Source organism: Mucilaginibacter sp., assembly GCF_028288185.1.
Classification (GTDB): domain Bacteria; phylum Bacteroidota; class Bacteroidia; order Sphingobacteriales; family Sphingobacteriaceae; genus Mucilaginibacter.
Window position 1 is genome coordinate 100,872 of the sequence record NZ_JAQBOF010000029.1, and the last position, 18,970, is coordinate 119,841.

The following is an 18,970-nucleotide window of genomic DNA, read 5'->3' on the forward strand; positions in this document are numbered from 1 at the left end:
AAAAATCAGGACGATGAACTCAAAAAAAAGCACTTTTGGCCTTATTTTCTTCACGAAAAAAGCCAACGAAAACGGCGAATGCCGTATTTATTCCCGTATTACCATCAATGGCAAAAGCGTTGACCTGTCCACTAAACGGATAGTCAATAAGATCTTATGGAACTCCGCCAAAGGCATGGCTCGCGGCACCAGCAAGGAATCCCTCGAAGTCAACGATTATCTTGAACAGTTCCGCTCCGGCGTGGTAGATGCTTACCAGGAAGCGATAATACAACAAAAGCCACTTACCCCCGAAAACATCCGAAACACCTTTTTAGGACAGGATGAAGCCGCCCATACTTTTCAAGACCTTTTTAATTACCACAACGAACATGAAAAACAAGTGCTGGCCAAAGGCACTATGAAAAATTATTATACCACCCAGGACTATATTCTGCAATTCCTGAAAAAAAGTAAAAAGCCTATCGGATGGGACATTAGCCAGCTATCCTATAAATTCATTGCTGATTTTGAATTATTCCTCCGAACATTTAAAAAAACAGACGACCCGCAGCCGCTTAACAATAACGGTGTGATGAAACATTTGGAGCGTTTTAAGAAAATGATCAATATGGCGGTTACCATCGAGTGGCTGGACAAAGACCCTTTCGTTAAACATAAACTCAAATTCACTTCCAAAGAACGGGGCTACCTCACCGATGAAGAATTAGCTATCGTTGAAACAAAGGAATTGGAAAGTGATAAACTTAATTATGTGCGTGATCTGTTTTTATTCGGTTGTTATACGGGCCTGTCATATATCGATGCAGTGAATCTGGCCCCGCATAACATCGCCATTGGAATAGACAAAGAGCAATGGCTAATTACCCAGCGACAGAAATCATCTATACCCGTAAAATTACCCCTATTGCCTATTGCGACACAATTGATTGCCAAGCACCGGGATGATCCGCGTGCTATAAGTGCAGGCACGATATTTCGACCAATCTCTAATCAAAAGCTAAATGATTATTTAAAAGACCTTGCCAGTAAATGTGAGATCGTTAAAAATTTCAGTTTCCATTTAGCCAGGCACACTTTTGCCACTACCGTGACATTGGCGAACGGCGTACCCATAGAAACCGTTAGCAAAATGTTAGGGCATACCAAAATATCTACTACACAGATTTATGCTAAAGTCATTGAACGGAAAGTAAGTGATGACATGGCTGTATTAAGGGAAAAATTAAATAATGTAAGACTGCCCACAGTAAAAACCAATAGCTAACGGAATGGGTTAAATTTCGTTAGCTTTAAATTAATTAGCCTTTTATATAGGCTCGAAATTATATAGTACTATGTATTGCATATTACTATTTAATAACTATCTTTGAAAGATTATAATTTGAATTTATGAAAACACTGTCATTTCTTTTCTGCTTTTGGGTTGCGTTGTCGACGGGCTTCGCGCAAACCCGCTTACCGGTTATCCATTCCGGCACTTACAACGCGACGATAACAGACGGCCGGCACGTTAAAACCGAGTGGCATTTAGATCCCAAGGCTAAACCGGACATTTATTACGTCAATATACCCCGTATAAAAAACAAGGTTACTTTTCATACAGACAAGGCCAGTCTAAATTTTGATACACGGTTTGGCCAGGACTACGATTTTTTAATCGTGGTAAATGATAAGGATACCTGTCATATCCGCATCAGTGCAAAGGATGAACCCGCGGTGATCCGGGCCGCAAGTGATCAACCGTATCCGGATACCATTCCTTTCTCGCTGAAAGGATCACGGGTTTATCTTGCAGGTAAGCTGAATGGTGAGCGCCCGGTTACCATTCAGTTTGACCTTGGCGCAGGCGGTACGGTGGTAAACAAAGCGGTTTCCGGTAAACTGGCGCTACAGTTTGACAGCAAAACCAGCATCAGCAATACCCAGGGTACAGCCGAAGCGCGAACCAGTTCGGGAAATACGCTCGAAATCGGCAGCTTGAGATGGCAGAGCCTGCCGTTTACCGAGGTTAGTAATATGAAACCAGACGAGGATATCATTATTGGTAACGGCCTGTTCCGGGATAAGATAATCGAGCTGGATTATGACCGAAAGCTGATGATCGTATCAGAAAAGTTGCCCAAAAAGTCAAAAGACTATACCGTGCAACCGGTGTTTTATGAGCAGAACCGGCCAAAATTTGAAGTAACCATCCGGCATAATGATCAGCCTTTCAGCTTTTGGTTTTTATTCGACACCGGCAGGGACGGCACTATGTTGATAGGCAAGGATTTTACCGAGGAGAATGATAACTGGAGTAAACTGCAGCCCTTGACCACACTTGGTGATGGAAGGAAGATCGTGAGGCTCGACGCAACTATTGGCGGGCAGGAGTTCAAGGATATTGTAACCAACGCTGCTGATCCCGGCAATGCTGCAAGCCGGCCTACTTTATTTGGCAACCAGGTACTGAACCACTTCAACATGATACTTGATAACCAAAAAGGCTTGCTATATCTTAAGCCTAACGGCCGAAAAAATGAACCGTATGCCAATTACGATGAATATTTAAAAACGCTCAAAAAGTAGCAATGGGTTACAAACATCACTTGCAATCAAAGCCTGTCGATATGGAACAGCGTGAAATCTTAAAAGTTCAAAATGTAGCTTTATTGGAGATTCCGCTGAAATTGACCACCTGATTCCGGTTTAAACTGACCACCCATTCCGCTCCAAACTGACCAGGGTATTCCGGAGCAAACTGACCACCCCCGATTTTGCGGTTAACGCGTTATCATCACCTTTGACAATCCTAAAGCTGTTGAAATAAAAAGAACGTCCTGAATGGCTCAGGAAGATCCGTCTGGCTTGGGATGTATCCGAAAAGGGTAATTGAGGCGCTGTGGCCTGCTAAATAGCTCAGGGAGCTACCTTATCAAGTTACCAGGCAAGCCGGTTAATAAGCAGCGGAGAAGGAATTCTGAATTGAAGTACCGATAGGAAAAAAGGCAAAATCATTATATTTGGTCATGCTATCAATGCATTTGCTGTATCTCTTTGCCAGCAAACAGGTGTCAGTTTTGCCACGGAATAGGGTGTAACATATGTCCGAAACGTCCAGGCTAATTCCCTTTCCTATGGAAGCTGTAACTGGTATTGTTTTTGGATTAAAAATGACGGAAGATCAGATAACGGCAATTTGTCGTCTAATGGTACGACTGGGTACAAAAATGTAAGTTATGTGCAAGCTGAACTACATCCGACAGACTACAAATTGAATTTTATTGATGTAAATATTGTTGACGCACCGGAATAGGTGCGCTAATTAATAGTGATCAAAAGCTTGCAAAATCAAACATCAATGGCTATATTTGAGTATAACGTTCTTAACTATTTATCAGCATCAAAACGAGTGAATATGTCGCAAATTTAGGCCATGTCTTATTCGTGGTCTGTAGACTGATAGTAATACATAACTGATTGATAATCAGTTGATATAGAGGGTAGGTTTAAATCCTGCCATCCCGACAACAAGCGATACCTAGTATCAAAAGCCTTTAGATTTATCCATCTAAAGGCTTTTTTGTTTTTAGAATAAGTTCAGTTTTAAATTCTAATACAATACCTTTAAACTCGGCACTCTTATACTTATCGTCGAGACGGCAAAAAGAGATAGCTATTAATCTCCATTCACATCTCACAGATCAGATAAATACAGTTAAAAATCACCCGTTGTGCAACAATCGTATGACATTTAAGCAACAATCATATGACATTGGAATAGTTGATTAAACTTCGATGTAATTTCACGGTCTGCAATGCAAATAATATTTAAAACGATATGAAAAAATATATTTTATTAACGCTTTTACTGGGATTTTGCTATTCGCAAATGTTTGCCCAAGACAAATTAAAAAGTGTACAAGCCAATAGCTTACGGGCCGTTCCCGGTATTAAAATTGATGGTAACATTACCGAATGGAATAACAATTTCCAAGCATATAACAAAGCCGTTAAGCTATATTATATTTTAGCTAATGATGATAAATATCTTTACCTGGTTGCAAAATCAACAGACCCAACTAACAATGCTAAAATTGGTGCCGGTGGCATAACCATTAATATTAATACCGCCGACAAAAAAAATGAAAAGGATGCATTTAGCGTAACCTACCCGGTTGTTAACAGGGGCGGGCGTGGTGGCGGTGGTCGTAACCGTGGTGGTTTTGGCGGTGGGCGGAATAATGGCGTGCCATTGTCAGATTCTGCGTTGAAAGCTCAAACTGAAGAAGCCCATAAACAATTTGTTGCGGCAGCCAAAGAAATCAGGGTTTTAGGCTTTAAAGAAATTACCGATACATTAATATCAATTTATAACGAGTATAGTATCAAATCATTAGTTGCCTATGACGAGCAGGGGGCAATGACTGTCGAGATGGCTATACCACTTAAAGCTTTAGGTTTATCAACCGATGCACCAAAAGAATTTGCTTATCAAATAACACTTCTGGGCTTGCCATTACCGGCAGGCGGTGGCTTTGGTGGCGGTGGCGGTCGTGGAGGAGGCCGTGGTGGCCGTGGTGGTGGAGGAAACAATATTGACTACCAGGATTTATTAACTCCTACAGACTTTTGGGGTAAATACACTTTAGCTAAAAAATAATATCCCAATAATAATACCCTTATATACCCTACATCTCAGCATGAAAAAATTTCTATTCATTATAATTACATTAATAACATTGTCATCTGGGCTATTTGCTCAAGTCAAGCCTGTCCCCCCGCCATTGGCAATCCGCGAGGTTAGTGGTGTTGTGAAAGACGAAAAAGGTGAAACTGTTATCGGAGCATTAGTAACCTTAAAGTCAGTAGTAGATACATTAAGAGGCGCAACTAATGAAGATGGAATATTTGTTTTCAAAGGCGTAAAAAAAGCAGCTTTTAATGTTACCGTAACAAGTATTGGTTCTGAAACTTTTGTTAAGAAATATCTTAATAGTGATATAGCAAAAAAAATAGTTTTAGATCCTATAACACTAAAAACACAATCGAATCAACTTAACGAAGTAAAAATTGATGGTACACCCAGTGTAGTTTACAAAACAGATACTGTTGAATATCGCGCCAGTGATTATAAAGTACGAGCCAATGCCACACTTGATGAATTAGTTAAGAAAATGGAAGGCATGGAAGTTGGATCAGACGGCTCGTTAGTGCACCAGGGTGAGTCTGTTGTTAAAGCTAAGTTAAATGGCAAAGAGTTTGCCGGGGGCAGTATATCTCAAGCGCTTAAAAATTTACCTGCTGATATTGTTGAAAAAATACAAATAGTTGATGATTACGGGGACATGGCCGCCCGCACAGGTATTAAAACCGGCACACCGCAAAAAATATTAAACATAACCACCAAGCCGGACAGATCTGTAGGTATTACAGGCCGAACAAGCGATCAGGCTGGTAACAATGACAGATACAATTCGCAAGTATCGGTACAACGTATTGATGCTAACCAGGTAATAAGTTTAATTGGTAATTTAAATAATACCGTAACCGGCGTTGGCGGAGGTAGCCCCGGAACTACACAATCCGGTTCGCCTTCATTTAGCTATCGCGATCAGTGGAGTAAAAAAATACAGGTTAATACCAGTTATTCTTATTGGTTTAATAATAATAATTCAACCAATTACCAATACGGTTTTAACAATACAAGTTTGGGGGTCAGTGATTTCTCTCAGCATGGTAGTAACGAAAATACAGGGAGCGGGCACAATGTGCATTTCCAAATGGATTTCCAAATGGATAGTTTAAATTTCCTACAGATAAACCCATCATACGGTACTTCTAAATCATCAAATTCAAGTAATTATACCAGGGATCAAATAGATAATTTCAAAGATACTACCGGTGCTTCATTATTTCAACACCGATTAAGTACGGGCACAAATGGTGGCTCCAGCTTAAACAACAGTTATGGTGTTAATTCGCTTTTTGTGCATTTATTTAGAAAACCAAAAAGAAATATATCTGTAAATTTAGGCGTATCGCATTCAACATCCGAAGCAAATGGTAATAATGATAAGCTTTACCATTATTTTGCAGATAGTACACAAAGTACGCTAATAAAAGACTCTACAATAAATCTGTTAACGGTTCGTAGAAATACCAATACATCATTCTCGGGTACCATATCCTATACAGAACCTTTAGCACTATACTCGTTATTAGAGTTCAGATCCGAGTTATCCCGATCAAATAACAATGCCAATTCAACACAAGACAGTGTTTCGGCAAATGGCACTGTAACAGAAATACCTGCCTTTAGTAATATCTTTAATTACTCGGTAACACAATCACGTTATACGGCAAATTATAGATATGATGGCCTTAAGGTTAATTTATCAATTGGTGCTACCGCAATAGCGTATAATTTAACCGGTACTAAAGTTGATAATAACACTTTTTTAAATGCAACTACTTCAAGGTCTAACTTTAAATTAGTCCCCGCATTTCGTTTTCAATATGCATGGTCGCGGACACAACGCCTGCAAATAACTTATAATGGCGCAAATGTTGAGCCTGATTTTTCACAAGTTCAACCTTTTACTGATAGAACCAATCCTAACAATATTATTGTCGGTAATCCAAATCTTGATCCGGGTTTTAATCATTCTATCAATGGATCGTACAATAATTATATAGCAAACTCCAGGTTTAACTTATCATTTAGCGGCTATGCCAATTTTCAACAGAACGTCATAACCACAAATACATTAAATATACGTACTATACTTACACCGGCAGTTGATGCCACCCCAACCAGCCCTGCTGTTCCCGCTAAGTATAAAAATATAAATGAGGTGCATTTTATTAACCTTGACGGATCACACCAATTTGGCGGCGGATACGGTATTTCAAAACAATTGGATGATAGAAGATATAATCTATCGTTAAACGGTAGTGTAAATTATAGCTACTCGCCAGCGATGAGTAATAATATATTATACCATAATACAGCCTGGAGATTTGATGATCGTTTTGGCCCTAGAATTACACCTAACGATAATATTGAATTTAACCCATACGTGGGCTATAACCTTACCCGTACGTTCACAACATCCCCTAATGCAAAGCCTACGCTTTACCAAACAACACGATTGGCAGTTGATGGCAAAATGTATTTCTTAAAAACCTACCAGGTAAATTACAGCGCGTCTAAAAACTTTGTAAGCGGTATACAAAACAGTACTAACCCGTTTGTGGTAAATGTTGGCTTTCAAAAAGAGTTCTTAGAAAAAAGGAACCTTGTATTTACGTTTGATGTTTATGACTTGTTACATCAAAATAACTTTATCAGACAAGATGTTACACCTGATGGTGGTATAACCAATACTATATCAAGCTCATTAAGCCGGTTCTTTATGGTTGGTTTACGCCTTAACCTGCAAAAATGGGGCGGCAGGCCACAACATAATGGCAAAAATATGCAACGCAGAGGCGACGGTAGTTTTATCTACAACTAACGCAAATTGCTAATAACAAAAAAGCCTGTTAAGTTTAAACTTAACAGGCTTTTTTGTATTAATTAAATCCTACTATAGAATTACTTCTTTACAGAAAATTTATAATATGAAGAAGTTTTATAAACCTGCCCCGGTTTTAATGTTGTTGATGGGAAAGAAGGTTGATTTGGCGAGTCAGGGAAGTGTTGAGTTTCCATTGCAAAAGCTGTTCTGAAATCATCTTTACTACCACTTTTAAAGGTGTTTTTACTTTGCATAAAGTTACCACTGTAAAATTGCAATCCCGGCTCTTGCGTGTATATGTCCATCACTATACCACTCTTATCGCCTACAACTTTTGCAGCATGCATATATTTACTTGGCACAGTACCATTTAATACAAAGTTATGGTCATAGCCTGCACCATTTTTTAACTGTTGATTTTTGGCGTTAATTCTAAGGCCAATAGCGGTTGGTTTGTTAAAATCAAACGGTGTACCTGCAACCGGCTCTAATTTGCCGGTAGGTATTAGTGTAGAATCAACCGGCGTATATTTATCGGCATTGATCTGTACAATATGATTAAGTATGGTACCACTACCCTCTCCGTTAAGATTAAAGAACGCGTGGTTGGTTAAATTCACTACCGTGGTTTTATCGGTAGAAGCTTCATAATCCATACGTAACTCATTATCATCATTTAATGTATAAGTTACTTTAACTTTCACATTGCCGGGGAAACCACCTTCCATATCTTTTGACAGATAGCTTAGTTCTAATGTATGGTCGTTAGGTTGGGCCGCATCAAACATAACGTATTGAAAGCCGGCCTTACCGCCATGCAGCGTGTTAGGGCCATTATTAATAGTCAGTGTAACTTGTTTGCCATCCAACATAAATTTGCCCTTAGCAATGCGGTTACCGTAGCGGCCTATTGTTGCGCCAAAATATGGTTCGGTAGATTTTTTATATTCTGCAGCGGTTTTAAACCCAACAACTACATCAGTTAGCGTATCTTTTTTACTGGGTACAAATAAGCTTACCAAACGACCACCGTAATTAGTAAAAACAGCCTTTAAGTTATGCTTGTTTTTTAAGATGTAGAATGATGCGTTTTTTAGGGATGTATCCGCCTTGGTAACAGAATCTGTTTTAACGCTATCTGTAGTTGTTTTTGTTGAGGACGAGTTGCAGGCTGCTAATAAAAGCAACGCAGGCAAAGCTCCAACGATAAATTTTAGTTTCATGTTGTTAAATTAAGTTATTACTAATTGGTTATCTTTTTACTTTTTTTTTAAGCCACACGGTCAGATCGTTTGCTGCGATATCGTTTTGATATATTGCAGGCAATCTGCCGTTTACATATTCATTATACAGCCATGGATCGCCAACGGCAAATACGATACCTTTACCATACTTTGCAGTTGCTGCAATTACAGCTGATCCATCAGCCGATTTAAAGACCGCTTTGGCATCCGGACTATTTAAACTGATACTGCATACATCTTTTAAAAATAACTTAGGGGTCGACTTAAATATGTCGTTATCAACATACATAGCTTCACCATCTTTAAAATGCTTATCGTCAATAACATGGTTTGGCAGATCATTATTAAAATGCAGGCCAAATTTTGCAGCGAGATTATTAAAGTGCGGCAATTCAACATTAGCGCTATCATTAGCCATCAAAACTAATACACCACCTGCTTTTACCCAAAGTGCTATTTGCTCAACATCTTTGCTTTCAATATAATTAGGGGTTGTTGCTTCCTTTTTGGTATCAGGATCAACAATAATATATATCGAACCATTGCGCAAGTTTGCCAGAGTAGGTGCTTTACCTAAAGTATCCAGCTTAAGTCCGTTAGCTTTAAATATTGCTCCCCATATACTAAAGCCGCTGCTTTTTTCATCATCCCATAAATAATGAAAGCGTTCTATACCATCTTTAGTTTTATGCGTTTCATGGTTAAAATAAGTATCAAGCATCACGGTTTGCGCAAGGCTAACCGGAGCAACTTTAAATAAGATCAGCGCCGTACAAACAAGAAATTTATTCATAATAAACTATCAATCTATTATTTAAAGCCGGGTTAGAATATTATTGGTGCAGCGTAATAAAGGTAACTAAAAGCTATTACACTTGTTTTATTTTACTTATTTCAATAGTCTTCATTTTTGGAACCAGGAAATGCATGATAAACCATGCCAAAAGGTAAGCGCTGCCGCAAACAAAAAACATGATGTAATAGGCTATCTCAATTTTTCCGATACCTCTATAGTAAATGAATAGTTTCTTTTGAACAAGCCATGAAAAAAGGACCCCGCCAAACGAGCCAAACATACCGCCAATGCCGGTAACAGAACCAACAGAACTTTTTGGAAACATATCAGAAACTGTAGTAAATATATTAGCGCTCCACGCCTGATGCGCAGCCGCGGCCAAACCAATCACCATAACGGCATACCACATGCTTATTCCGCCTAAAAACTGGGCAAAAATTATGGGTATAACAAACAGTGCGTAAATAAACATTGATGTTTTGCGCGCTTTAAATGTTGGCCAATTATTTTTGATTAGAGTCATTGGCAACCATCCGCCGCCAACACTGCCAAATGTAGACAAAATGTAAACTGCCGCTACCGGGAAGGCTATGGCTGTACCTTTTAAATGATATTGGCTTTCTAAAAAATCAGGTAACCAAAATAAATAAAACCACCATATTGGATCGGTTAAAAATTTACCTACCACAAACGCCCATGTTTGCTTAAATTTAAGCAGTTTAGCCCATGATATTTTTTCTTTTTCGATCAGTGGTGTAGGGTCAGGATTTTCAGGGTCATTGTTGATATAATCTAATTCTGCCTGGGTCACAAACTTATGTTTAGCCGGAGACTGGTAAAACAGATACCAAAAAACAAGCCAGATAAACCCGGTAGATCCTGTTATAATAAAAGCCCAACGCCATCCCCAAGCAACTGCTATAAAAGGTACCGTCAAGGGTGCAACTATAGCACCAATATTGGTTCCGGAATTAAATATGCCGGTAGCAAGTGCTCTTTCTTTTTTTGGGAACCATTCGGCCACTGTTTTTATTGCTGCCGGGAAATTGCCACCCTCGCTTACACCCAACGCGGAACGAACCACACTAAAACCGAAGGTACTTGACACAAAAGAATGGCACACAGCCGAAACGCTCCATAAAAACGTCGCCATGAAATAGCCGATCTTTGTGCCTACTTTGTCGATAAAGCCGCCTGCTGCCAGTAAACCCAGGGCATAGGCTATTTTAAAAGCTATCTCTATGTTGGTATAATCACCATCGTTCCATTTAAATTCGGTGGTAAGATTTGACTTTAATAATGCAATAACTTGCCTGTCGAGATAATTAATAGTAGTGGCAAAAAACAATAGCGAGCATATTACCCAGCGGTAATTGCCTATTTTAACTTCATTCATAATTGGTTATATAAGATAGGCGTTTAGCCGGGTACAATATAGGATATAAATTAATTAGTAGTACTTATACACCACTAAAAATAGAAAATCCTCCGTCCACACAAATCATTGAGCCGGTTACAAAGGCCGATGCATCGCTTAACAACCATATTAACGCGCCAATTAACTCGTCAGGATTACCGAAACGTTTAAATGGTGTGTTTCTGATCACTCGCTCACCCCTGTCTGTATAACCCCCATCAGGTTTAGTTAACAAGTTGCGATTTTGTTCTGTCAGGAAAAAGCCTGGTGCCAACGCATTCATACGTATAGCATCGCCGTAACGATTAGCCAGCTCAACTGCAAACCATTGGTTATAACAATCAACTGCCGCTTTACCCATATTATAACCTAATACACGGGTTACCGCGCTTTTAGAGTTCATGGATGATATATTTACTATGCTGCCTTTACCGGCAGTTTTAACAATTGCTTCGCCAAATATTTGTGTGGGTATAATAGTTCCCCAAAGATTAAGCTCGGTAACTTTTTTCATGCCTGCCAGGTTCATGCTAAAAATATCCTGTTCGGGTAGTAAAACACCTTCAGGCATATTGCCACCGGCACCATTTACCAAACCATCAATCCGGCCGTACGCAGCCAGTACTTTGTCTTTTGCTGCAACTAATGCCGCTTCATCTAAAGCATCAGCAATAAGCGCAATAGCTTGTCCCCCACTTGCATTAATGGCTGCGGCTCTTTCTTCGGCCACCTGTTGGTTTCTGCCTAAAATACCAACCGTGCCGCCTGCCTCGACAATACCGTTTACAAACGATTTACCCAATATACCTGTACCACCGGTAACTACAATTACTTTACCTTTTAATGAGAAGTTATTTTCCACTTTTTTATTTATTTATCTACTTAATATCTGCAATATCAAAAACATCCATATCGGTATAATCAAGGTTTTCGCCTGCCATTCCCCATATAAAACTATAACTGGCCGTGCCGCTGCCAGAATGTATGCTCCACGGTGGCGATACCACTGCTTCATAATTATTCATCACGATATGCCGGGTTTCGTTACCCTCGCCCATGTAATGAAATACACGTTGCCCTTTAGGTACATCAAAATAAAAATATGCTTCCATCCTTCTGTCGTGCACGTGTGCAGGCATGGTATTCCAAACACTTCCTTCGCTCAAAATTGTTAGGCCCATTACCAGCTGGCAGCTCTGTATGCCTTCGGCATGAATATATTTATTTATAGTACGGCGGTTTGCTGTTGATGTATCACCCGCGTTTACCTTAACCGCTTTTTCATTGGTTAATAATGCCGTTGGATAGGTAGTATGTGCCGGACATGAAAGTATATAAAACACTGCCGGATTATCACTATCTACGCTTGAGAATTTTACGCTTTTTACACCTTTACCTATATATAGGCAATCCAGCTTATTTACTTTATAGGTTTGGCCATCGGCAATAACTTCACCATTTCCGGCTACGTTTATGATACCAATTTCGCGGCGTTGCAAAAAGTAATCGGCTTTTAGATTGGGGTAGTTCTCCAGTTCCAGTTGTTTATTAACAGGATTTGCAGCGCCGATAATCATACGGTCGTAATGCGTATAAACACAGTTTACCTCGTTTGGCTTCACAATTCCGTCCAGCAAAAAATGCTCGCGGATAGCCGCGGTTTGATAGGTTTTAAAATCTTCGGGGTGTACGCTATAGATAGATCTCAATGGTTATTAGATTTTGGTTACGAATAGCAATTTTACAATTTATCGCCCAATTAACAGCTATCGCATCTATATTTTTACGCAATCGATGTAGAATATAGAAACGCAATTAAATGAGGTAGTTGTGAATGAGTGAATATAAATCTTAAAATTGAGGTTTATTAAATTATATACCAAAATACTTGTATAATTGAATATTAAACCAATTATGTCCTACACAATGGGGCGCTAAATCATTCCATCATGAAGAAAATACTTAACTGCAAAATTGTCTTATTGGCTGTATTTTGTTTTATCGGTACAGTTGCAAAAGCTCAAACTTCTGAAAACGCCGCCGCGTGGGTTAAAAAAGGCGAATGGCGAAATGGTTTTAAATTAAACTTGTTTGCCGGGCTTAATAATGCAGAGTTTGCTAAGCAATATCAACACAATAAGAAATATTGGGACGAGGCATTTGCTTTTATAAATAATACTAACCTTGATACATTATCGGTAGGTAAACACGTAATTGATGGTACTAATGTTTTTGCTACCGTAACCGATGGCCCTACTAAGGATTATGATAAAACAGCTTGGGAATCGCATCGTAATTATATTGATCTGCATTTAGTAATAAATGGTAAAGAAAGAATAGGTGTGACTAATGCGACAATAGCTACAATTACCAACCCGTATGACGCTGCTAAAGACGCGGCTAACTACGACATAAACACTAAAGGCAATTATTATATAGAAGATTCCGGCGTGCTTGTAATATGTTTCCCGCAGGATGCGCACCGCCCCGGTATACATGTTGATGGTTATGACAAAGTAAAAAAGATGGTCATAAAAATTAAAGTTGCCGAATAAGCAAAGATTTTTATTATTACATAGTACAGGCAGTGCCCCAGGCCACAGCGAAGTTGATGTACCTATAATTTATACTGATTATTACTATCTGGAAGCACTGATACGTAAACAACGCCTGCATGACCATCAGCCGGTTGTTAACACTAAGTTATAAAACCAATTGCGTGTGCAGCCTGATCAATGTTTGCAACGGATTTGTACATAAGCCGGGATGAACTTTCGATGCCTGCACTACCGTACTGCGCGTTGCCGTAAGCCAGCGGAAACGCGAGGCTTCGTCAAGCGTACCTATAGGGCCGCTTTCGGGGCTGCCCTGGCAGATCTGGTCAAAGGCATATAGGTTTGCTTTGATCTCTTGTACATCTTCTCGATTGGTGAAACAGCAAAGGCGGTCTTCGTCTACCGTGATAATTGCTTGCAAGAAGTTCAGCTTCTTACAGTACAGTATTACCCCCACATTCATAAACTCCTCACGCTCTACCCTTGGTACAACGCGAACTACGGCGTACTCAAAAACGTGCTTCCCTGGCATTTTGTGCTTCTTTAATAAATATATCAGATGCGGCTACCCGCATCAATAAAAATTGAACATATACTTCACGACGCTCAGCAGCAGTTATTGCATCATCGGCCAACCATTCATCAGGAATCAACGCGGTGATATCACGGATAAGCGTTTCATTAACTATAGCTTTAAACTCGGTATCAACCAACTCCAGCTCGGTAGCCAATGGCAGTAAAACATGATCTTTCACCTGCACAAAAGGGCGTACGGCTTGTTCCTTCCAGTTATCCCATGAGTGGTGAAAGTATAATGCCGCACCATGATCTATCAGCCATAACTCTTTATGCCATATCAGCATATTGGTATTGCGTGGGGTACGGTCAACATTGGTAAGCAGGCAATCCAGCCAAACAATTTGCGAGGCCAGTTTTGCATCAATAGTAGTTACTACTGAATCGAATGTTATTGCGCCCGAAAGATAGTGCAGCGCCAGGTTTAGCCCTACACTGGCTTTAAGCAGGTCCTGTATTTCTTCGTCAGGCTCTGTACGGCCAAAGGCTTCATCCAGGTTGGCAAACACCAATTCAGGTACTTTTAGGCCTAATGCGCGCGCAAGCTCCCCGCCTATCAGCTCGGCAATGAGCGCTTTTACGCCCTGCCCAGCCCCGCGAAATTTAAGTACATACAAAAACTCGTCGTCAGCCTCTGCGATTGCGGGTAATGAGCCGCCTTCGCGCAGCGGAGTAACGTAGCGTATAACGTTTACGGTTCTAAGTTCCATTTAAGTTTTAAAACTACTCATTTATATCAAATGTGTCCATAAAAATTGTCATATCAGGCAGCTCTTCTAATTTGTTTCACGAAATAGTGAAACAGATGAAACAAGTGAAACACTACTTTAAGATAACTACTTGAAAAATAATGGTTTACTAAAAGTGAGTGAAACAAAATGAAACAACTTATACGTCAGTATTTTTATTCATTAATTATAAATATTGAGCTGATTATTAAATACTTGCATTTTGTTGATTTTTTTAATGGTGAAACACAATTTTTGTTTCACAGCTCTTAGCTAAACAATGCCGAAAATAGGGTACTGACAAAATAGTGCCACCACTATTTTAAGATATTTTTATTCTGTTTAAATATCAAGTTTGATTTTTATCGCTTATACTTGTAACACCACTACCTGGATCTTTTATCCCATGAAACTTAAACTAACAATTTTGGCGCTTGCATTAAGTAGTATGCAAGTTTATTCACAAGCAAAAAACAATATATCTCTAGTGTATGGCATAACATCCAATACCATATATATGGGCCGTGTGATGAGTGACGGGGGATATGACACTGGAAGCGGCATAATTTACGGTTTAAACTATTCAAGAAACATTAACAATTACCTTTCTGTTGAAACAGGGTTACATTATTCTAATGATAAAGTTTCAGGAAGCTCTTTTTCTGGTGCTACTTATCATTTTAATGGCGAAATAAAAATGATCTCCATACCTGTAATTGCAAAATTTAGCTTCTTTAAATATTTCTATGCTGATGCAGGATTTAACACTGATTTTCAAACCAACTATACCAGTAATTCCATTGGCACAAAACAATCAGGCATTGGCCTTGAGGGTGGGCTTGGCGCTGCATATAGTTTTGGAAAAATCAAGTTATTTATCAACCCATATTTTCAGGAGCATAATATCATAAGTTACGCTGGTAAGAATAGCAACAACCTGGTAGATGCGGGCTATAAATTTGGAGCAGGGTACAATTTCTAACTTTGCTATTAATATTTTCTTTGTAAGAACAATGTTGCCAAAACCCCTTTGTATATGTCATTAATAATTTTCTAAATTGGCTGCATGAAAAAGAACGTTATTTTACTTTCTCTGCTATTTGCTGCGGCAACCGCAGGAGCCCAGAACAAAGATTGGCCTAATATTGGCAAATACGAAAAAGATAATACTGCTGCCCCCGCCCCACAAAAAGGCGAGAAACGCGTGGTATACATGGGCGACTCGATAACCGATTTCTGGATCAATAACGATAGTCTTTTTTTTAAGAGCAATAACTACTATGACCGTGGCATAAGCGGCCAGACAACAGGCCAAATGCTGGTACGTTTCCGCGAGGACGTGATCAACCTTAAACCTGATGTAGTAGTAATATTGGCTGGTATAAATGATATTGCCGAAAACAACGGCCCTTCAAAACTGGAAGATGTAATGGGTAACATCATATCAATGGCCGAACTAGCAAGGGCAAATAAAATTAAAGTCGTGCTATCATCAGTTACTCCTGCGGCGGCTTTCCCATGGAGGCCAACCATCGACCCAAAACCAAAAGTAAAAGAACTAAATGATATGATAAAAGACTATGCCGCTAAGAACAAGTTTATTTATCTGGATTACTTTACAGCCATGGTTGACGAGAACCAGGGATTACCACAAAACCTTTCGAAAGATGGCGTACACCCTACGCTTGAAGGTTATAAAGTAATGGAACCATTGGCCCAAAAAGCAATAGAACAGGCTTTAAAGTCAAAACAATAATATTTTAATTTCTACTAATTGAGTTCAGATAATAAAAAAAACCATCCGCCTGAACAGCGGATGGTTTTTTTATATATGATATTTTCCTGAATGAATTTATCCTTTTAAAAACAAATATAACCCGGCTGCTACAGCCGAACCGATAATTGGCCCAACAACAGGCACCCAGGCATATCTCCAGCCAGAGCTTCCCTTTTCGGGTATAGGTAAAATGGCATGCATTATCCGTGGGCCCAAATCGCGGGCCGGATTAATAGCATAGCCGGTAGTACCGCCTAAAGACAAACCAATTGCCCAGACCAATAAAGCAACAGGCAATGCGCCTAAAGACCCTAAACCAATTGGTGTTTTGCTTGCGCCCAACTCACCATTAGTAAAATAGAAGATCACAAATAACAATACGAAAGTACCGATAACTTCACTTACTAAATTGTTAACTACGTTTTTAATAGCCGGCGAAGTGCAGAATACGGCCGCTTTTGATCCGGGATCTTTCGTAGCATAAAAATGGTCTTTATACATCAACCATACTAACAGTGCACCAAGCATTGCACCAATAAACTGCGCCAATATATACATAGGCACCTTTACCCAACTAAACTTTCCGGCTATTGCTAACGCGATGGTAACAGCGGGGTTTAAATGCGCACCACTATATGGACCAGCAATAACTACACCTGCAAATACACCCAGGGCCCATCCTGTGGTAATTACAATCCAGCCGCTATTGTGGCCCTTTGTGCCGGTTAACACAACATTGGCTACTACTCCGTTTCCCAGCAGGATCAGGAACATGGTGCCGATAATTTCGGCGGTAAATTCTGACATCTCTTTAATTTTTTAAGGTTTACTATTTAGGTTATTTGGTTTTATAATTCTGTCCATACTTTAACAGCGGCAACAGCTTTGTGCCATCCTTTAATCATCTCATCGGTATTTAAGGACGCATCAGGTTTAAAGTTGCGGTTTACTTGCCATTGCTGTTGTATCTCATCAATATTATTCCAATAACCAATAGCTAAACCGGCCAAATAAGCTGCGCCAATGGCGGTCACCTCAGTTACTTCGGGCCTCACTACACTTGTTTTTAATATATCAGCCTGGAATTGCATCAGCAAGTTGTTTGCTGTTGCGCCACCATCTACTCTTAGTTCCTGTATTTGCGCGCCCGAATCTGCTTCCATTGCTTTTAAAACCTCTAAAGTCTGATATGCAATACTCTCCAATGCCGCACGTGCTATGTACGCATCGCTTGTACCGCGTGTAATACCGAAGATGGTACCACGCGCATATTGGTTCCAATGCGGTGCGCCTAAACCGGCAAAAGCAGGCACTAAATAAACTCCACCGCTGTCCGGTACTTTGGCTGCCAATGCCTCTACCTGGGCAGATGTTGTTATAATTTTAAGTTCATCCCTTAACCATTGCACAACGGCGCCGGCAATAAATATACTACCCTCTAAAGCATATTGCACATCGTTCCCTATTTTCCAGGCGATGGTTGTTATCAGATTATTTTTTGATATGATAGGTTTGTTGCCGATGTTCATTAACATAAAGCAACCGGTACCGTAGGTATTTTTAACCATACCTACTTTGGTACACATTTGGCCAAACAATGCAGCCTGCTGATCGCCTGCTATACCGGCAATAGGTATTTTAGCTGCAAATATATCTTCTGCCGTTTCGCCATAAACTTCGCTGCTTGATTTTACTTCGGGCAACATGCTTGCAGGGATATCAAACAGTTCAAGCAATTCCTTATCCCACTCTAACGTGTAGATATTAAAGATCATGGTGCGCGACGCGTTGGTTACATCAGTAACATGTGTTTTCCCGGCAGTCATATTCCATATCAACCACGAATCAATGGTACCAAACGCCAGTTTCCCGGCTGCCGCCTTTTCTCTGGCTCCCGGTACATTATTCAGTATCCATTGTACTTTAGTTGCCGAAAAATAGGCATCCAGTACCAGCCCTGTTTTTTCCTGTATTAGTTTATCAGCTCCCTTAGCTCTTAAAGCATCGCAAATACCAGCCGTACGGCGGTCTTGCCAAACTATAGCATTATGTATAGGCTCGCCGGTGGCTCTATCCCAAACTACAGTAGTTTCCCGCTGATTAGTTATGCCGATAGCAGCAATATTTTCTGGTTTAAGTTTGGCTTTTATCAGCGCTTCGGTTGCTACCGATGCCTGGGTAGACCAGATCTCTTCGGCATCATGCTCCACCCATCCGGGTTGGGGATAGATTTGTGTAAACTCTTTTTGCGCGACAGAAACTATCGTCCCGGCTTTATTAAAAACAATTGCCCGCGAGCTGGTTGTGCCCTGGTCAAACGACAAAATGTACTTCTCCATTACGGTTACTTTAGGTTTGGTTACTAGGTTATT

At 39.9% G+C, this 18,970-nt stretch carries 17 protein-coding genes; 8 read left to right on the plus strand and 9 right to left on the minus strand.

Annotation, left to right across the window (positions count from 1 at the left end):
• Nucleotides 1-13: 13 nt before the first annotated feature.
• The 4 genes from JWQ34_RS12770 (at nt 14) to JWQ34_RS12785 (ending at nt 7,502) form a co-directional block, all read left to right on the plus strand.
• On the plus strand, nt 14-1,267 hold the full coding sequence (locus tag JWQ34_RS12770) for a site-specific integrase (RefSeq protein ID WP_299357677.1): 1,254 nt from the start codon (nt 14-16) through the stop codon (nt 1,265-1,267).
• Between the two features lie 125 nt (nt 1,268-1,392).
• Nucleotides 1,393-2,571 (plus strand): retropepsin-like aspartic protease, encoded by a 1,179-nt coding sequence (locus JWQ34_RS12775; protein ID WP_299357678.1) that lies wholly within the window; start codon nt 1,393-1,395, stop codon nt 2,569-2,571.
• A 1,252-nt stretch (nt 2,572-3,823) separates the two neighbouring features.
• Complete coding sequence (locus JWQ34_RS12780; RefSeq protein ID WP_299357679.1) at nt 3,824-4,645, plus strand: hypothetical protein; 822 nt, start codon at nt 3,824-3,826, stop codon at nt 4,643-4,645.
• 40 nt (nt 4,646-4,685) lie between these two features.
• Nucleotides 4,686-7,502 carry an outer membrane beta-barrel protein gene (locus tag JWQ34_RS12785; protein WP_299357680.1) on the plus strand — a complete coding sequence of 939 codons (2,817 nt, stop codon included), beginning with the start codon at nt 4,686-4,688 and terminating at the stop codon, nt 7,500-7,502.
• Between the two features lie 80 nt (nt 7,503-7,582).
• On the opposite strand, the gene JWQ34_RS12790 is transcribed toward JWQ34_RS12785, so the two are convergent.
• The 5 genes from JWQ34_RS12790 to kduI all read right to left on the minus strand — a co-directional run bounded on the left by JWQ34_RS12790 (nt 7,583) and on the right by kduI (nt 12,671).
• Nucleotides 7,583-8,728 (minus strand): aldose epimerase family protein, encoded by a 1,146-nt coding sequence (locus JWQ34_RS12790; protein WP_299357681.1) that lies wholly within the window; start codon nt 8,726-8,728, stop codon nt 7,583-7,585.
• A gap of 28 nt (nt 8,729-8,756) precedes the next feature.
• A complete protein-coding gene (locus tag JWQ34_RS12795) occupies nt 8,757-9,542 on the minus strand; it encodes a hypothetical protein (protein ID WP_299357682.1) in 786 nt (261 codons plus the stop codon).
• A gap of 76 nt (nt 9,543-9,618) precedes the next feature.
• Nucleotides 9,619-10,941: an MFS transporter gene (locus tag JWQ34_RS12800; protein ID WP_299357683.1), complete on the minus strand. Its 1,323-nt coding sequence runs from the start codon at nt 10,939-10,941 to the stop codon at nt 9,619-9,621.
• Nucleotides 10,942-11,005: 64 nt separating this feature from the next.
• On the minus strand, nt 11,006-11,824 hold the full coding sequence (locus JWQ34_RS12805) for an SDR family oxidoreductase (protein WP_299357684.1): 819 nt from the start codon (nt 11,822-11,824) through the stop codon (nt 11,006-11,008).
• 16 nt (nt 11,825-11,840) lie between these two features.
• Nucleotides 11,841-12,671: a 5-dehydro-4-deoxy-D-glucuronate isomerase gene (kduI, locus tag JWQ34_RS12810; RefSeq protein WP_299357685.1), complete on the minus strand. Its 831-nt coding sequence runs from the start codon at nt 12,669-12,671 to the stop codon at nt 11,841-11,843.
• A 240-nt stretch (nt 12,672-12,911) separates the two neighbouring features.
• Between kduI and JWQ34_RS12815 the strand changes: the two genes are divergently transcribed.
• Complete coding sequence (locus tag JWQ34_RS12815; protein ID WP_299357686.1) at nt 12,912-13,517, plus strand: YhcH/YjgK/YiaL family protein; 606 nt, start codon at nt 12,912-12,914, stop codon at nt 13,515-13,517.
• Entirely contained in the window at nt 13,507-13,671 is a 165-nt protein-coding gene (locus JWQ34_RS12820) for a hypothetical protein (RefSeq protein ID WP_299357687.1), read from the plus strand. Before JWQ34_RS12815 ends, JWQ34_RS12820 begins: the two co-directional genes overlap by 11 nt.
• On the opposite strand, the gene JWQ34_RS12825 is transcribed toward JWQ34_RS12820, so the two are convergent.
• Nucleotides 13,666-14,049 (minus strand): DUF3037 domain-containing protein, encoded by a 384-nt coding sequence (locus tag JWQ34_RS12825; RefSeq protein ID WP_299357688.1) that lies wholly within the window; start codon nt 14,047-14,049, stop codon nt 13,666-13,668. The two genes, JWQ34_RS12820 and JWQ34_RS12825, sit on opposite strands and share 6 nt — an antisense overlap.
• Nucleotides 14,027-14,803, minus strand: coding sequence for a HipA family kinase (locus tag JWQ34_RS12830; RefSeq protein WP_299357689.1), 777 nt, complete (start codon nt 14,801-14,803; stop codon nt 14,027-14,029). Before JWQ34_RS12830 ends, JWQ34_RS12825 begins: the two co-directional genes overlap by 23 nt.
• A gap of 424 nt (nt 14,804-15,227) precedes the next feature.
• Here JWQ34_RS12830 and JWQ34_RS12835 point away from each other — a divergent pair, with 424 nt between their 5' ends.
• A complete protein-coding gene (locus JWQ34_RS12835; protein WP_299357690.1) occupies nt 15,228-15,803 on the plus strand; it encodes an outer membrane beta-barrel protein in 576 nt (191 codons plus the stop codon).
• Between the two features lie 84 nt (nt 15,804-15,887).
• The gene (locus JWQ34_RS12840) at nt 15,888-16,577 is read left to right on the plus strand and encodes an SGNH/GDSL hydrolase family protein (protein WP_299357691.1); all 690 of its coding nucleotides are present in this window, start codon (nt 15,888-15,890) and stop codon (nt 16,575-16,577) included.
• Between the two features lie 96 nt (nt 16,578-16,673).
• On the opposite strand, the gene JWQ34_RS12845 is transcribed toward JWQ34_RS12840, so the two are convergent.
• Together JWQ34_RS12845 and glpK are read right to left on the minus strand one after the other, a co-directional pair.
• The gene (locus JWQ34_RS12845) at nt 16,674-17,405 is read right to left on the minus strand and encodes an MIP/aquaporin family protein (RefSeq protein WP_299357692.1); all 732 of its coding nucleotides are present in this window, start codon (nt 17,403-17,405) and stop codon (nt 16,674-16,676) included.
• A 41-nt stretch (nt 17,406-17,446) separates the two neighbouring features.
• Nucleotides 17,447-18,937, minus strand: a complete 1,491-nt coding sequence (glpK, locus tag JWQ34_RS12850) for a glycerol kinase GlpK (protein ID WP_299357693.1) — start codon at nt 18,935-18,937, stop codon at nt 17,447-17,449.
• Nucleotides 18,938-18,970 lie beyond the last annotated feature (33 nt).

What these genes read in the sequence shown, in the direction of transcription:
- JWQ34_RS12770 (WP_299357677.1), top strand. Translation starts at nt 14, where the DNA reads ATGAACTCAAAAAAAAGCACTTTTGGCCTTATTTTCTTCACGAAAAAA.
- JWQ34_RS12775 (WP_299357678.1), top strand. Translation starts at nt 1,393, where the DNA reads ATGAAAACACTGTCATTTCTTTTCTGCTTTTGGGTTGCGTTGTCGACG.
- JWQ34_RS12780 (WP_299357679.1), top strand. Translation starts at nt 3,824, where the DNA reads ATGAAAAAATATATTTTATTAACGCTTTTACTGGGATTTTGCTATTCG.
- JWQ34_RS12785 (WP_299357680.1), top strand. Translation starts at nt 4,686, where the DNA reads ATGAAAAAATTTCTATTCATTATAATTACATTAATAACATTGTCATCT.
- JWQ34_RS12790 (WP_299357681.1), bottom strand. Translation starts at nt 8,728, where the DNA reads ATGAAACTAAAATTTATCGTTGGAGCTTTGCCTGCGTTGCTTTTATTA.
- JWQ34_RS12795 (WP_299357682.1), bottom strand. Translation starts at nt 9,542, where the DNA reads ATGAATAAATTTCTTGTTTGTACGGCGCTGATCTTATTTAAAGTTGCT.
- JWQ34_RS12800 (WP_299357683.1), bottom strand. Translation starts at nt 10,941, where the DNA reads ATGAATGAAGTTAAAATAGGCAATTACCGCTGGGTAATATGCTCGCTA.
- JWQ34_RS12815 (WP_299357686.1), top strand. Translation starts at nt 12,912, where the DNA reads ATGAAGAAAATACTTAACTGCAAAATTGTCTTATTGGCTGTATTTTGT.
- JWQ34_RS12825 (WP_299357688.1), bottom strand. Translation starts at nt 14,049, where the DNA reads ATGCCAGGGAAGCACGTTTTTGAGTACGCCGTAGTTCGCGTTGTACCA.
- JWQ34_RS12830 (WP_299357689.1), bottom strand. Translation starts at nt 14,803, where the DNA reads ATGGAACTTAGAACCGTAAACGTTATACGCTACGTTACTCCGCTGCGC.
- JWQ34_RS12835 (WP_299357690.1), top strand. Translation starts at nt 15,228, where the DNA reads ATGAAACTTAAACTAACAATTTTGGCGCTTGCATTAAGTAGTATGCAA.
- JWQ34_RS12840 (WP_299357691.1), top strand. Translation starts at nt 15,888, where the DNA reads ATGAAAAAGAACGTTATTTTACTTTCTCTGCTATTTGCTGCGGCAACC.
- JWQ34_RS12845 (WP_299357692.1), bottom strand. Translation starts at nt 17,405, where the DNA reads ATGTCAGAATTTACCGCCGAAATTATCGGCACCATGTTCCTGATCCTG.
- glpK (WP_299357693.1), bottom strand. Translation starts at nt 18,937, where the DNA reads ATGGAGAAGTACATTTTGTCGTTTGACCAGGGCACAACCAGCTCGCGG.